We start from the raw sequence: 13723 nt of genomic DNA, 5'->3' as shown, positions 1-13723 counted from the left end.
CCACGGGCCTCCAGGCCGGAGACCGGCCACCCTGCGTACGGTGGTCGCGTGAGCGTCGAACTGAACACCGTCTACATCGACCGGATCGCCCCGATCGCGAGTCCGTCCCTCGACGACACCTTCCGGATGCTCGACGAACAGGGCGCCAGCGCGTGCATCGTCCTGCACCAGCCCGACGCCCAGGAACTCGGCGACGTCGCGGTCGCCCTCGGTCTGCACGAACTCGCCGTCGAGGACTCCGCCGAGGGGCACCAGCGGCCGAAGCTCGAGCGCTACGGCTCGACGCTGTTCGTGGTGCTCAAACCGGCGCTGTACAACGACCAGCAGGAAGAGGTGGCGTTCGGCGAGGTGCACGCCTTCGTCGGCGAGACCTTCTTCCTCGCCGTCGTGAAGGCCGACCCCCGAGGCAAGCAGACCGTTCCCCGGGCGCTGCAGCGGTTGAGCGGCAAGCCGGGACTGGTGACCGTCGGGCCGCAGGCGCAGCTCTGGGCGCTCATGGACTCCATCGTCGACGGCTACGTGCCGGTGATCGACGGACTCGAAGAGGACATCAACCAGATCGAGGACCAGCTGTTCTCGGGCGAGGCCGGGGTGTCCCGGCGCGTGTACGAGCTGTTCGGCGAGGTCGTCGACTTCCAGCGTGCGGCGCGTCCACTCGTCTACATGATCGAGAACCTGCACCGCGGTGCCGAGAAGTACCACCTGCCGATCGAGATGCAGCGGCGGTTCCGCGACGTCCTCGACCACGCGATCCGGGTGGTGGAGCGCCTCGACACGTTCCGGCAGCTGCTGCAGAACGCCCTGACCGTCGACTCCACCCTGGCGGCGCAGAAGCAGAACGACGACACGAAGAAGATCTCCGGGTGGGCGGCGATCCTGTTCGCGCCGACGCTCATCGCCGCGATCTACGGGATGAACTTCACGCACATGCCCGAACTCGGTTGGACGTGGGGGTACCCGCTGTCGATCGTCGCGATGGTCCTGTTCGCCGCGATCCTGTACGTGGTGTTCAAGGTCAAGCGCTGGTTCTGAGCCGCGCCGCAGCCGGAGCCGCGCCGCAGCCGGAGCCGCGCCGCAGCCGGAGCCGCGCCGCAGCCGGAGCCGCGCCGCAGCCTGAGCCGCGCCGCAACCGGAGCCGCGCCGCAGCCTGAGCCGCGCCGCAACCGGAGCCGCGCCGCCGCCGGATTTGCAGCGGACGGCTCCGGACCGGAAAGCTCTGACGTGCAACGACGCCGACTGGAGCCCGCATGCCGCACGAACTCGTCCACCTGACCGCCGGCGGCGTCTCGCTCGTCCTGGACTGCCGCGACGACGCGCTCCCCGCCGTCGTGCACTGGGGAGCGGCACTCGGACCGCTCGACACCGACGCGCTGACGGCCCTCGCCGACGCCGACGTCGTGCCCGTCGCACCGAACGAGATGGACGACCCGGTGCGCCTGTCGGTGCTGCCCGAGCCGCACCGGGGCTGGAGTGGTCGTCCGGGACTCGCCGGGCACCGTGACGGGGCCGACTGGTCGCCGGCGTTCACGGTGACGTCGCTCGCGGTCACCGACACCGCGGTCACCGCCGATGCCGAGGACACCGTCGCCGGGCTCGCCGTCCGGGTGACGATCGAGATGCTCGGTTCCGGGCTCGTGCGGGCCCGCGCGAGCGTGACGAACACCGCCGACGGCGTCTACACCGTCGACGACCTGACGCTCGCGATGCCGATCCCGTCGGGGGCGCGCGAGATCCTGGACTTCGCCGGCCGCTGGGGCAAGGAGCGGACCCCGCAGCGCCGCGAACTCGTCGTGGGGACCCACCAGCGCGAGGGGCGGAAGGGCCGCACGGGCACCGACGCCGCGACCGTGCTGACGGTGGGGGAGCCGGGCTTCGGCTTCGCGCACGGTCAGGTCTGGGGCGTCCACGCCGCCTGGAGCGGGAACCACCGGCACCACGCCGAACGGCTCGCCACCGGCCGCCAGGTCATCGGCGGCGGCGAACTCCTGCTGCCCGGCGAGGTCCGGCTCGCCACCGGTGCCACGTACGAGGGGCCGTGGGTGTACTTCGCCCACGGTGACGGCCTCGACGACCAGGCCCGACGGTTCCACCGCTGGCTCCGCAGCCGCCCGCAGCACCCGACGACGCCCCGCCCGATGACGATCAACGTGTGGGAGGCCGTGTACTTCGACCACGACCTGGCCCGCCTCGTCGACCTCGCCGAGCGTGCCGCAGCCCTCGGCGTCGAACGGTACGTGCTCGACGACGGCTGGTTCCGTGGCCGCCGCGACGACCACGCCGGCCTCGGTGACTGGTACGTCGACGAGGACGTCTGGCCGGACGGACTCGGCCCCCTGGTCGATCGCGTCCGTGCGCTCGGCATGGAGTTCGGCCTGTGGTTCGAACCCGAGATGGTGAACGAGGACAGCGACCTCGCCCGCGCCCACCCAGAGTGGATCCTGCAGGCCGACGGCCGGCTGCCCGCCCGGTCCCGCGACCAGCAGGTGCTCAACCTGGCGATCCCCGAGGCCTTCGACCACGTGCTCGAGCGGATGACCGCGATCATCGGCGAGTACGCGGTCGACGCCGTGAAGTGGGACCACAACCGCGACCTCGTCGAGGCGGGGTTCCCGGGCGGCGGCGCAGCGGTCCACGAGCAGACCCTCGCCGCGTACCGGTTGATGGCGACGCTCGGCGAGCGGTTCCCGTCGCTGGAGATCGAGTCGTGCTCGTCGGGCGGTGGTCGGGTCGACCTCGGCGTCATCGAGCACACCGCGCGGGTGTGGGTGTCCGACGACATCGACCCGCTCGAGCGCCAGCAGATGCACCGGTGGACGCAGCAGCTCCTGCCGCCGGAGCTGCTCGGCTCGCACATCGCGAGCGGCCGGAACCACACGACCGGTCGCGTCCACGACCTCGCCTTCCGTGCCGGCACCGCCCTGGTCGGCCACCTCGGCATCGAGTGGGACCTGGCCCGCGCGACCGCCGACGAGTCCGCCGCGCTCACCGAGTGGATCGCGCTCTACCGCGACCTCCGCCCGCTCCTGCACGGCGGTGACCTGGTGCGGTCGGACGAGGTCGACGACGCGCGGCTCGTGTACGGCACGGTCGCGCCGGACCGTCAGCAGGCCGTCTTCTTCCTCGCCAGCATCGGCCGCTCCGAGGTCTCCGGCACCGGCCGGGTCACCTTCCGCGACCTCGACCCCGACACGGCGTACCGCGTCGACCCCGTGGTCATCGGCGACGGCCACGACCTGGTGCGACCGGACTGGTGGTCCGGCCCGCGGGTGTTCAGCGGACGGGTGCTCGGCACCGTCGGCCTGCAGCCGCCGCTCATGCCGGCCGACTGCGTGGTGCCGTTCCGGGTGACGGCCGTCTGACGACGGGTGGTCGGGGTGCCCGGCCTGGAGGCCCGCCCCGCGTCCGGCGGCCCCGTCGCCGTCCGTCATGGGGTGCGTGCAGCCCGTTAGGCTTCCGGTCATGCCGCACTCCGGACACGCGACCCCGGTCTGGGCCCTCAAGCTCGCGGTCGTCACCGCCCTGGTGGGCGTCTCCGGCGGCATCGCCGGCATCGCGGTCTGGCTCGCGCTCCAGCTCATCCAGTTCGTCGCCTTCGGCTACGGGTTCGGCGGGCACCTCGAGGCGGCCGACGCATCGTCCGGGCTGAACCGGTTCCTCGCGCTCACGGCGGCCGGCGTCCTGACCGGGTTCGCCTGGTGGGCGCTCCGTCGGTGGGGGCGCTCGATCGTCTCGGTCACCGCGGCCGTCGACGGCAAGCGGATGCCGGCCCTGGCGACGCTCGCGAACGCCGGTGTCCAGATCCTGGCCGTGGGGCTCGGCGCGTCCATCGGCAAAGAGGTCGCGCCGCGTGAGGTCGGGGCCTGGCTGGCCCAACTCGTCACCCGTCGTGCTGGGCTGACCGCACGCGAGACGAAGATCCTCGTCGCCTGCGGGGCCGCGGCCGGCCTCGCCGCCGTCTACGACGTGCCCCTCGGCGGTGCGCTGTTCGCGGTCGAGGTCCTGCTCGGCGAGATCAGCTTCGCGACCGCCCTGCCCGCCTTCGCCACGAGTGCCGTCGCCGCCATCACCGCCCGGCTCGTGATCCCGGACGAGGTGCTGTACCACGTGCCCGCGATGCACCTGTCGCCGTCGCTGCTCGTCTGGGCGGTCGTCGTGGGGCCGGTGCTGGGGCTCGCCGGGGTCGGGTTCGTCAAGCTGACCAACCGGCTGCAGGGCATCGCCCCGAAGGGCTGGCACCTGCTCGTCGTGCTGCCCGTGGTCTTCGCGATGGTCGGGCTCATCGCGATCCCGTTCCCGGAGATCCTCGGCAACGGCCGGGCCCTCGGCCTCGTCGCGATGAACAGCACGCTCGACGACGCCTCGTTCGCCAGCCTGTCGCCGATCGTCCTCCTGCTGCTGCTCGGCGTCCTGCGGACCGTGACCACCTCGGCCACCATCGGCGCGGGTGCGGTCGGCGGCACCCTGACGCCCTCGATCGCGATCGGGTCGGCGATCGGCGGTGGCCTGGGCGGAGCATGGCTGCTGCTGTGGCCGGCCGACGGTCCGAGCCTGGCGGCCTTCGCGTTCGTCGGTGCGGCGGCCTTCCTCGCCACCACCATGCGGGCACCGTTCACCGCCCTGGTGCTCGTCGTCGAGTTCACCCAGCAGGGCACCGACATCCTCGTGCCCTCGCTGCTCGCGGTGTCCGGCGCGGTCGCCGTCGGCTACGTGCTCGCCCGCCGTCGCAGCGCACAGATGGTGTGAAGACACCGAACATCTCGGTACGGACGGCTGCCCGGCGGCCTACTGTCGGCGCCAGGACGGAGCGACGGGCTCCGCACCGAGACGAGGAGCAGCCGATGGCGGGGTTCGACGACATCACGAAGAAGGCCCAGGAGTTCCTGAAGGACGGAAAGGTCCGGGACGCCCTGCAGAGCGAGAAGGCCGAGGGCGTCAGCGACAAGGTGCTCGGCGGCGTGGCCGACGCGGTCAAGAAGGCCACGGGCGGCAAGTACGACGACAAGATCGACGGTGCCCGCGACGCTGCGGACAAGAAGCTCGGCAACGAGTAGCGACCGACGTGCAACGGCCCAGGACCCGGCGTGGTCCTGGGCCGTCGCGGTGCCGACTGGACGTGGTCGGGAACAACGGACACCATGGACGGGTTGCTCCGGACAGCAGCACCAGGAGGACGAGACGTGACAGTCGTGGCGCCGAACCAGCCGCTCACCGAGACCGAGGTCGAGGCGATCAAGCGGGACTTCCCGATCCTCGCGCAGGACGTGAACGGGCAGCCGTTGGCGTACCTGGACTCCGGGGCGACGGCTGAACGCCCGCGCCAGGTCCTCGACGCCGAGCGCCGGTTCCTCGAACACGACAACGCCGCCGTCCACCGCGGGGCCCACACGCTCGCGGCGCTCAGTACCGACGCCTACGAGGACGCCCGCGCCACCGTCGCCGGCTTCATCGGCGCCGCCGCCCCGACCGAGGTCGTGTGGACCGCGAACGCCACCGACGCGCTCAACCTCGTCGCGTACGGCATGGCCAACGCCAGCCGTGGCCGCGGCGGTGCCCAAGCCGAGCGCTTCCGCCTGGGCGTCGGTGACGAGATCCTCGTGACCGAGGCCGAACACCACGCCAACCTCGTGCCGTGGCAGGAGCTCGCCGCGCTCACCGGTGCCACCCTGCGCTGGATCCCGGTCGCCGACGACGGCACCTGGACCGCCGACGACGCCGCGGCGCTGATCACGGACCGCACGAAGGTCGTCGCGTTCTCGCACGTCTCGAACGTCACCGGGATGATCGCCCCGGTCGAGCAGGTCGTCGGCCTCGCCCACGCCCGCGGCGCCCTCGTCGTGCTCGACGCCTGCCAGTCCGCACCGCACCGTCCCCTCGACGTGCAGCAGCTCGGGGTCGACTTCGCCGCGTTCTCCGGGCACAAGATGCTCGGCCCGAACGGCATCGGCGTGCTCTGGGGCCGTGCCGAGCTGCTCGACGCCCTGCCGCCGTTCCGGACCGGTGGCTCGATGATCACCACCGTGACGATGGAGGGCTCCGAGTTCATGCCGGCGCCCGAGCGGTTCGAGGCCGGCACGCAGCCGGTGTCGCAGACCGTCGCCCTCGCCGAGGCCGTCCGGTACCTGCAGGGCATCGGCATGGAACGCGTCCGCGCCCACGAGGAACACCTGGCCCGCCGGATGCTCGACGGTCTCGCCGCCGTGCCCGGCATCCGGGTGGTCGGCCCGCCCGCCGGCGTCCCACGCTCCGGTCTGGTGTCGTTCGACGTCGACGGGGTGCACGCCCACGACGTCTCGCAGTACCTCGACGCGCAGGGCATCGCGGTGCGTTCGGGCCACCACTGCGCCCAGCCCCTGCACCGCCGCCTCGGTCTCGTCGCCACGAGCCGTGCGAGCACGTACGTCTACACGACCGAGCACGACGTCGACCGGTTCCTCGCAGCCGTCGCCGAGGTCCGCGACTACTTCGGAGCCACCGCGTGAACGCCCTCGACAGCCTGTACCAGCAGGTCATCCTCGACCACGCGAAGGCGCGTCACGGCGACGGTGCGATGCCCGACGCGGATGCCTCGCACTTCGAGCGGAACCCCACGTGCGGCGACGAGATCACGGTCAGCCTGCGGCTCGAACCCGGCACCGACCGCATCGCCGGGCTCGCCTGGCAGGGCGACGGCTGCTCGATCTCGATGGCCTCGGCGTCCGTCCTCACCGACATGGCGGTCGGCCGCACCGTGCCCGAGTTCCTCGCGCTGACCGAGGAGTTCCGCACCATGATGCGCTCGCGCGGCGTCGGTGAGCCCGACGAGGACGTCCTCGAGGACCTCGTCGCCTTCCACGGCGTCTCCAAGTTCGTCATGCGCGTCAAGTGCGGCATGCTCGCGTGGGTCGCGGCGGAAGCCGCCGCGCGCGAGGCGACCGCGTCCCGCTGACCCGTGTGCGGCTCGCGATCGCGAGCACCGGACAGTCGGGAGGCCCGTTGCGGGCCCGCCCCGCGCCTCCCGTCCGCAGCACGGTCAGCGGCAGACGTCCTGCGTTGCCGCCTTCGTGTCGTTGATGACGATCGTCGTCACGATGTCCTCAGCGCCGGAAGCGCCACCCGTGGTGTCGAAGTGCAGCCAGTGGCCATCCGTGGTCGGTGCCACGTACTCGCGGTAGCCGCCGATCGGTGGCTCCCACGTGTCGATCGTCTTCTCGAGCCCGGGGTACGCCGCGCGCACGTCGTCTGCGGTGGAACCGAGCGCGATGCCCGTGGACGTCAGCACGGGCGACGAGAACGCTCCGGGGTCGGTTGCCTGTCCCGCAACGCTGATGTAGCGCACTCCGGGTCCGGAGTCGTCGGACGTGACCAGGATCCGGTACCCGGACCCGCTGGGGGTGGACAGGTCGGCGGACTGCCACTCCCAGAACGTCGGGCAGCCGCTCGACGGCTGCCGCGAGAAGCCGGCAGCCGGCAGCACCGTGCTGGCGTCCGTGGCACCGAGCTGGACGGGACCGAAGGACGCGTCGCCGAATACCCAGCTCGAGGGGCCGCTCGGGCTGGATGACGGCCGGACGCTCGTCGGGGTCGGGGTCGGGGTCGGGGTCGGGGTCGGGGTCGTCGTCGGCGTGACGGCCGTCGCTGTCTGCGTGGCGCTCGGAGCGCTCGGCCCGGACGCTGTCGCGCAGCCAGCCGCCCCGATGAGGAGCGTGGCGATGCCGACGGTGAGGATGGTGGTGCGGAGCGTGGTCATGATTCTCCCTTCTCCTTGCAGTGTCGTCGTCCCGGCGATCCTGACGGACGTCGGCGCGGACTGATGGCGGTCACGAGCACGAGCACGAGGATGGACCACATGATCGTCGAGACAGCGCATCCCGGCTCGGCGGGATCCGACGTGATCGTGCGGGACTACCTGACGGAGGTCGCGTCGCGGTGGTACGGGCGGGCGGCGACGTCGGCCGAGGTCGACCGGGCACTCGACGAGGAGCCGTACGACGACCTGCATGGGGACTCGGGGGTGTTCCTCGTCGCCGCCGACGGGGGAGCCGTGGTCGGTTGCGCCGGCGTGCGCTTCGTGGGCGTCGTCGGCGAGCTGACGAAGGTGTTCACGCTGCCGGAGCACCGAGGCCGAGGCGTCGGTTCGGGGCTCCTGCGCCACGTCGAGGACGTCTGCCGCGGACGCGGTATCACGTCGTTGCGGCTGGGCACGCGGGCCGGGCTCGCCGAGGCCTGTGCGCTCTACGAACGGCTCGGCTTCGTCCGGGTCCCGCCGTTCAGCGACGACCCGTACTCCGACCGCTGGTACGCGAAGTCGCTCGCTACGGAGTAGCGATCAGGCGAAGACGCCGATCTCGCGGAGCGCGTCGCCGACGGTGATGCGCTCGTCGCGTTCCTGCGCCCGTGCCCAGCGGGACTTCGCGAGCGCGACGGCCTGGTCGTCGAGACCGAGGAGTTCGTAGAGGCCGTCCAGCTCTCGGGGAACGAGATCGGCGAGCGGCAGGGGGAACTTCCGTTCGGGGCTCGCGTAGCCCTGCTGGGCGAGCTGTTCGAGGACGCCCGGGTCGGTCTCTCGCTGTTCCATGAGCAGGACGACGGTTCGTGACCTCGTCGCCATAAGGAAGACGGACCGCACGTTCTCGTCCGGGTCGGTCGCCAGGGTGATCTCGACGGCGAGGGGGAGGTCTTCTTCGCACGCGAGCTCCCAGCGCTGCGAGGTGTCCCCGTGGATCGCCGTGAGCATGTCCGGGTGGACGCCGAGGCCGCGCTCGCCGCGTTGCGGTCGCAGCGAGGTCGGCCGTGGGCCGTCCCCGACGCGCGCCGTGGGGAAGCCGACACCCGTGTACGCGGTGTGAGCGATCGGCAGGAAGTGGAGCGCCTGGTGCAGCGCGGTCGCGGCGTCCTGCACGGCCGGGGCCGTCACGTCACCGTCGGCGGCCTCGATGGCGGTGGCGTAGTCGGACAGTGCGGTGTGCTGCTGGTCGATCGCCAGTGCGAACATCTCCTTGCCCCTGGCGGTGTCGCCGAGGAGCCGCGGGTCCAGGTGCAGCGTTACGGCGCTCGGGTCCTGCAGGTGCCCCCGCGGCGTGGCACCGCCCGACATCATGATCTCGAACGTCTCGTCGTCTTGCTCGTCGGAACCGGTCACGTCGCTGACGCTACCGGCTCAGGGGAGCGTCACGACGAGCTTCCGGGCGGAGACACCCGCGCGGAGCTCGGCGAGGGCGTCCGGGATCGCGGCGAGCCCCGATCCGACGACGGATGCGGTCGGCGTCGCTCGGTACCGACCGGTGCGGAGCGCCTCGGGCAGGAAGTCGCGGTAGATCGCGGGGCCGACCTCGGACTCAGTCGGACGGCCACCCCAGATCGCGGTGATGTTGACCCCGCGTCGACGCTCGAGACGTGCACGGATCGTCGTCACCGGCGTCGGGTAGGCCGATGCGAGTCGGCCGGAGCCGGTGGCTGCCCGGACGATCGGGAGCGTGCGGGTCAGCGAGCCCTGGCCGAAGGCGATGGTGCCGGCGAGCTCCCGGTCGGCGAGTGTCTCGAGGATGCGGCGTGCGGCACCGTCGTCGCGGTAGTCGAACACGGCTTCGGCCCCGAGGTCCTGCACGAACCCATGGTTCTTCGGCGATGCGGTGCCGATCACGGCGTACCCGGCGGCCCGGGCGAGCTGGACGGCGTTGGCGCCGACGCTCGTGGACGCGCCCCACACCAGGACGACCCCGTTGCGCTCGGCGGTGTCTGCGGTCGGGAGCGACAGCGCGAGTTGGTCCGGCTCGAACAGGCCTGCGGCGGCGGTCGAGACGGCGAGTGGCAGGACCGCTGCCTGCTCGGCCGGCAGATCATCCGGCACCGAGGTCGTCACGCGTTCGAGCAGCAGGACCTGGTGCTGGAAGGCGCCTTCGGCAGCGCTGTTCCGGTGCTGCTCCTGCCCCGCCGCGTGCCCGACGACCCGGTCGCCCACACGGAACCGCTCGACGCCGGGGCCGATCGCGATCACGGTGCCGGCGACGTCCGAGCCGAGGACCGCGGGGAACCGCAGCTTCGGGTACACCAGGTGCCGGAAGAGCCCGCCGACGGCGTCGACCGGGTTGACGGCGACGGCCTCGGCGCGGACGACGAGTTCGCCGGGGCCGGGCTGGGGGGCCGTGGCGGGCCCGACGGCGAACCGCCCGGTCGACGTGGTCCAGAGTGCTGCGTTGCCCGATGACGACATGGTGTCCCGATCTCTTGCTCGAAGTGGATCATGACACGGCGTGTCATCACCCAGTCAATCATGACACGACGTGTCATCACCAGTAGTCTTGCCCCATGCGTTGGTCTCCGGATGCCCGAGGGCGACTCGAACGAGCGGCGTTCGAGCTCTTCGCCGAGCAGGGCTACCAGGCGACGACCGTGCCGCAGATCACCGCACGGGCCGGCCTGACGACCCGCACCTTCTTCCGGTACTTCGCCGACAAGCGCGAGGTGATCTTCGCCGGCGACGAGATCCCCGACCTCGCCCGGGCCGCCATCGAGGGAGCGCCGGCCGGGATCAACCCGCTCGACATCGTCGTGCACGGCCTCCGGCAGGTCGCCGACGAGCGGTTCGAGGGGCGTCACGACGAGGTCGGTGCGGTGCGGCGGGTGGTGCTGTCCGAGCCGTCACTCCGGGAGCGCGACGCCCGGAAGCGTGCCGACCTGACGGACGCGGCGCGCGAAGCCTTCGTCGTTCGCGGGCTCGATCCGTCCGAGGCGGCGGTGATCGCCGAGACGTGCGTGATGCTGTTCCACCTGGCCCTCGAGGCCTGGGTCACCGGACCGGCCGAGCGCCGGATGGCCGACGTCGTCGACGAGCAGCTCAGTGCACTTCGTGGGGTGCTCGATCGGCCGCGCGCAGCGTCATGAAGACGTCGACGCCGTCATCGGTGTCGAGCACGAAGCCGTGTCGTTCGTAGAGCCGACGGGCGGGGCTGCCCACCAGCACGTTGAGCCGCGTCGGGCCGTCGTGGGGCTCGTCGAGGACGGCGTGCAGCACGGTCGACCCGACTCCACGGCCCTGGACCTCGGGCACGAGGTAGAAGTGCTCGACCCAGCGGACGTCGTCCTCGTCCCGCACGGTGATCGACCCGACGTCGCGGCCGTCGACCACGACGATGCGGGTCAGTCGCGGCCGGAACGCGTCGCGGAGGCGCTGTCGGACGCGCAGCTCGTCGAACACCCCGAGCCGCGTCAGGTCGTCGCGCAGCACCACGGCCCGGAGCTCGACGAGCCACTCGAGGTCCTCGGGGGTGCTGTCCCGCAGAGCGACGTCCATCCGCCCAGCCTACGAACACCGCGAGCGCTCAGGTCTCACTACGGAGCGATGCGACCATGCTCCGCAGGATCTGGCGGGCCTCGGTCTGCTGGTCGGTGGTCAGATCGGCGAGCATCCGCTGTTCGACACCGCGGATCGCCGCACTCGCCTGCGCCAGGCTCCGACGCCCGCTGTCGGTGAGCTGCGTGGGGAGCGCCTTGCCGACCGACGGCTCGGTGGCGCGGGTGACGAAACCGTCCCGCTCCAGGGTCTGCAGCAACACGTTCATCGACTGCCGGGTGACGAAGGTGCCCCGCGCGAGTTCGGAGTTCGACAGGCCGGGGCGCTGTGCGAGCAGTTCGAGGCAGGAGTAGTGCGTCACCGTCATGCCGAGCGGGCGCAGCACGGCCTCCATCGACGCACGGAGGGCGCTGGCGGTCTCCTTGAGCAGGTAGCCGATCGACGTCTCGAGGTGGATGCCGGTGTCGTCTTGACGCATGTCAGCAGTCTGACATAGGTTTGCCGTGTGTCAGAAAACTGACACAAAGATCAAGGAGTGCACCAATGCCCGTCACCGGCCCCGACTTCATCTCACTGCAGACCCGCGACCTCGATGCCTCACAGGCGTTCTACGAGCGGTACCTCGGCCTCGTCCGCTCGCAGGCCGGCCCGCCGCACGCCGTCGTGTTCGAGACCACGCCGATCGCCTTCGCCCTGCGCGACCTGGTACCCGGCACGGACCTCGACGCGGTGGCGCAGCCCGGCCTCGGCGTCGCGATCTGGCTGCACGCGACGGACGTGCAGGCGATCCACGACGCGCTGGTCGCCGACGGGCACCGCATCGTCTCGGCGCCGATCGACGGTCCCTTCGGTCGGACGTTCACGTTCGCCGACCCCGACGGTTACCACGTCACGCTCCACGACCGCGCCTGAGCCCTGGAACGAGCCACGCGCCCGGCGCGGGCGGCGCGCCGGGCGCGGGGCGGGCCTCCAGGCCGATGCCGGAGCCGACCGTCACGCTTCGTCACGATCCGTGACGGTCCGGGGTGTCCGACGTAGCGTCTCGACCCGTGACCACCAGCAGCGAGCACCGGCAGATCCGCTTCAACGCGTTCGACATGAACTGCGTCGCGCACCAGTCCTCCGGGCTGTGGCGGCACCCGCGTGACCGGTCGCGGGACTACCGCGATCTGACCTACTGGACGGACCTGGCGAAGACGCTCGAGCGGGGTGCGTTCGACGGCATCTTCATCGCCGACGTCCTGGGCACGTACGACGTGTACGGCGGCTCGAACGAGGCCGCGCTCCGCACCGGGTCGCAGGTGCCCGTGAATGACCCGATCCTGCTCGTGTCGGCGATGGCGTCGGTGACGGAGCACCTGGGCTTCGGCATCACGGCGGGCACCGCGTACGAGCACCCGTACCCGTTCGCCCGACGCATGTCGACGCTCGACCACCTGACCAAGGGCCGGGTCGGCTGGAACGTCGTCACCGGGTACCTGCCGAGTGCCGCGCGGAACATGGGCCAGACCGACCAGCTGTCGCACGACGACCGGTACGACGTGGCGGACGAGTACCTCGAGGTCCTCTACAAGCTGTGGGAGGGCTCGTGGGAGGACGACGCCGTCGTCGCCGACCGCGAAGCGGGGGTCTTCACGGACCCGGCGAAGGTGCACCCGATCGAGCACCACGGCACGCACTTCGACGTGCCGGGCATCCACCTGTCCGAGCCGTCCGTGCAGCGCACGCCCGTCATCTACCAGGCGGGCGCGTCGCCGCGCGGCATCCGCTTCGCCGCTGAGAACGCGGAAGCGGTCTTCGTGGGCGCACCGACCGTCGAGCAGCTCGCGTCGACCGTCGCGAAGGTCCGGGACGCCCTGGAGGCAGCTGGTCGCGACCGGTACGCCGCCCGCGTCTACACGCTGCTCACCGTGATCACGGACGCCACCGACGAGCTGGCCCAGGCGAAGTACGAGGACTACCTGTCGTACGCGTCGGAGCTCGGTGCGCTGGTGCTCAACTCCGGCTGGATGGGGGTCGACCTGTCGCAGTGGGACCCGGACCAGCCCCTCGGTGACGTCGAGTCGAACGCGATCCAGTCGGCGGCGGCGAACATCGCGGCGGCGACGGGGGAGGACGGGTCGAAGTGGACGATCCGTGACCTGGCGCGGCAGACGGCGATCGGTGGACTCGGCCCGGTGGCGGTCGGCGGGGGAGCGACCATCGCCGACCGGCTGCAGGAGATCCAGGAGCTGACCGACGTCGACGGCTTCAACCTGGCGTACGCGGTGACCCCGGGCACGTGGGAGGACGTCATCGAGTTCGTGATCCCGGAGCTCCGTGCCCGTGGGGCCTACCCGGAGGAGTACGGGTCGGGGTCGCTCCGCCAGAAGCTGCACGGCCGCGGGGACCGGCTGCCCGACGAGCACCGTGGGGCGTCGTTCAGGATCGGGAGCCGGGCGGTCGTAGGCTGAT

General features: G+C 71.6%; 15 protein-coding genes. 10 read left to right on the top strand and 5 right to left on the bottom strand.

Features of this window, described 5'->3' with window-relative positions; all coding sequences use genetic code 11:
- Window positions 1–48 precede the first annotated feature (48 nt).
- The 6 genes from DEI85_RS12785 to sufU all read left to right on the top strand — a co-directional run bounded on the left by DEI85_RS12785 (window position 49) and on the right by sufU (window position 6925).
- Window positions 49–1032 (top strand): magnesium and cobalt transport protein CorA, encoded by a 984-nt coding sequence (locus DEI85_RS12785; RefSeq protein ID WP_111124308.1) that lies wholly within the window; start codon window positions 49–51, stop codon window positions 1030–1032.
- A gap of 215 nt (window positions 1033–1247) precedes the next feature.
- Window positions 1248–3359, top strand: coding sequence for an alpha-galactosidase (locus DEI85_RS12780; protein WP_111124309.1), 2112 nt, complete (start codon window positions 1248–1250; stop codon window positions 3357–3359).
- A 100-nt stretch (window positions 3360–3459) separates the two neighbouring features.
- Window positions 3460–4743: a chloride channel protein gene (locus DEI85_RS12775; RefSeq protein ID WP_110862273.1), complete on the top strand. Its 1284-nt coding sequence runs from the start codon at window positions 3460–3462 to the stop codon at window positions 4741–4743.
- Between the two features lie 95 nt (window positions 4744–4838).
- On the top strand, window positions 4839–5051 hold the full coding sequence (locus DEI85_RS12770) for an antitoxin (RefSeq protein ID WP_110862272.1): 213 nt from the start codon (window positions 4839–4841) through the stop codon (window positions 5049–5051).
- A 135-nt stretch (window positions 5052–5186) separates the two neighbouring features.
- Window positions 5187–6479, top strand: a complete 1293-nt coding sequence (locus DEI85_RS12765) for an aminotransferase class V-fold PLP-dependent enzyme (protein WP_110862271.1) — start codon at window positions 5187–5189, stop codon at window positions 6477–6479.
- A complete protein-coding gene (gene sufU, locus DEI85_RS12760) occupies window positions 6476–6925 on the top strand; it encodes a Fe-S cluster assembly sulfur transfer protein SufU (protein WP_071405057.1) in 450 nt (149 codons plus the stop codon). Before DEI85_RS12765 ends, sufU begins: the two co-directional genes overlap by 4 nt.
- An 84-nt stretch (window positions 6926–7009) precedes the next feature.
- On the opposite strand, the gene DEI85_RS12755 is transcribed toward sufU, so the two are convergent.
- Window positions 7010–7726, bottom strand: a complete 717-nt coding sequence (locus tag DEI85_RS12755) for a hypothetical protein (protein ID WP_284183429.1) — start codon at window positions 7724–7726, stop codon at window positions 7010–7012.
- A 99-nt stretch (window positions 7727–7825) separates the two neighbouring features.
- Here DEI85_RS12755 and DEI85_RS12750 point away from each other — a divergent pair, with 99 nt between their 5' ends.
- On the top strand, window positions 7826–8302 hold the full coding sequence (locus tag DEI85_RS12750) for a GNAT family N-acetyltransferase (RefSeq protein WP_111124440.1): 477 nt from the start codon (window positions 7826–7828) through the stop codon (window positions 8300–8302).
- 3 nt (window positions 8303–8305) lie between these two features.
- On the opposite strand, the gene DEI85_RS12745 is transcribed toward DEI85_RS12750, so the two are convergent.
- Window positions 8306–9118, bottom strand: a complete 813-nt coding sequence (locus DEI85_RS12745) for a hypothetical protein (RefSeq protein WP_111124436.1) — start codon at window positions 9116–9118, stop codon at window positions 8306–8308.
- Between the two features lie 18 nt (window positions 9119–9136).
- Window positions 9137–10189, bottom strand: a complete 1053-nt coding sequence (locus tag DEI85_RS12740; RefSeq protein WP_111091239.1) for a zinc-binding alcohol dehydrogenase family protein — start codon at window positions 10187–10189, stop codon at window positions 9137–9139.
- 95 nt (window positions 10190–10284) lie between these two features.
- Here DEI85_RS12740 and DEI85_RS12735 point away from each other — a divergent pair, with 95 nt between their 5' ends.
- Window positions 10285–10860 (top strand): TetR/AcrR family transcriptional regulator, encoded by a 576-nt coding sequence (locus DEI85_RS12735; RefSeq protein ID WP_111124437.1) that lies wholly within the window; start codon window positions 10285–10287, stop codon window positions 10858–10860.
- Here the strand turns inward: DEI85_RS12735 and DEI85_RS12730 are convergent.
- Both DEI85_RS12730 and DEI85_RS12725 read right to left on the bottom strand, forming a co-directional pair.
- Entirely contained in the window at window positions 10814–11269 is a 456-nt protein-coding gene (locus tag DEI85_RS12730) for a GNAT family N-acetyltransferase (protein ID WP_111124438.1), read from the bottom strand. The genes DEI85_RS12735 and DEI85_RS12730 overlap by 47 nt on opposite strands.
- Before the next feature lie 28 nt (window positions 11270–11297).
- Window positions 11298–11747: a MarR family winged helix-turn-helix transcriptional regulator gene (locus tag DEI85_RS12725; protein ID WP_111124439.1), complete on the bottom strand. Its 450-nt coding sequence runs from the start codon at window positions 11745–11747 to the stop codon at window positions 11298–11300.
- Between the two features lie 65 nt (window positions 11748–11812).
- Between DEI85_RS12725 and DEI85_RS12720 the strand changes: the two genes are divergently transcribed.
- Together DEI85_RS12720 and DEI85_RS12715 are read left to right on the top strand one after the other, a co-directional pair.
- Complete coding sequence (locus DEI85_RS12720; RefSeq protein ID WP_110862264.1) at window positions 11813–12181, top strand: VOC family protein; 369 nt, start codon at window positions 11813–11815, stop codon at window positions 12179–12181.
- Between the two features lie 137 nt (window positions 12182–12318).
- On the top strand, window positions 12319–13722 hold the full coding sequence (locus DEI85_RS12715) for an LLM class flavin-dependent oxidoreductase (protein ID WP_220032959.1): 1404 nt from the start codon (window positions 12319–12321) through the stop codon (window positions 13720–13722).
- The last annotated feature ends 1 nt before the right edge of the window (window position 13723 follow it).

The sequence above is a fragment of the Curtobacterium sp. MCBD17_026 genome (assembly GCF_003234895.2).
Classification (GTDB): domain Bacteria; phylum Actinomycetota; class Actinomycetes; order Actinomycetales; family Microbacteriaceae; genus Curtobacterium; species Curtobacterium flaccumfaciens.
This window is presented reverse-complemented; position numbering and strand designations above follow the sequence as displayed.

Coding starts and splice junctions, on each gene's coding strand:
- DEI85_RS12770 (WP_110862272.1), top strand. CDS start 4,839: ATGGCGGGGTTCGACGACATCACGAAGAAGGCCCAGGAGTTCCTGAAG.
- DEI85_RS12755 (WP_284183429.1), bottom strand. CDS start 7,726: ATGACCACGCTCCGCACCACCATCCTCACCGTCGGCATCGCCACGCTC.
- DEI85_RS12725 (WP_111124439.1), bottom strand. CDS start 11,747: ATGCGTCAAGACGACACCGGCATCCACCTCGAGACGTCGATCGGCTAC.
- DEI85_RS12735 (WP_111124437.1), top strand. CDS start 10,285: ATGCGTTGGTCTCCGGATGCCCGAGGGCGACTCGAACGAGCGGCGTTC.
- DEI85_RS12720 (WP_110862264.1), top strand. CDS start 11,813: ATGCCCGTCACCGGCCCCGACTTCATCTCACTGCAGACCCGCGACCTC.
- DEI85_RS12750 (WP_111124440.1), top strand. CDS start 7,826: ATGATCGTCGAGACAGCGCATCCCGGCTCGGCGGGATCCGACGTGATC.
- DEI85_RS12775 (WP_110862273.1), top strand. CDS start 3,460: ATGCCGCACTCCGGACACGCGACCCCGGTCTGGGCCCTCAAGCTCGCG.
- DEI85_RS12780 (WP_111124309.1), top strand. CDS start 1,248: ATGCCGCACGAACTCGTCCACCTGACCGCCGGCGGCGTCTCGCTCGTC.
- DEI85_RS12740 (WP_111091239.1), bottom strand. CDS start 10,189: ATGTCGTCATCGGGCAACGCAGCACTCTGGACCACGTCGACCGGGCGG.
- DEI85_RS12730 (WP_111124438.1), bottom strand. CDS start 11,269: ATGGACGTCGCTCTGCGGGACAGCACCCCCGAGGACCTCGAGTGGCTC.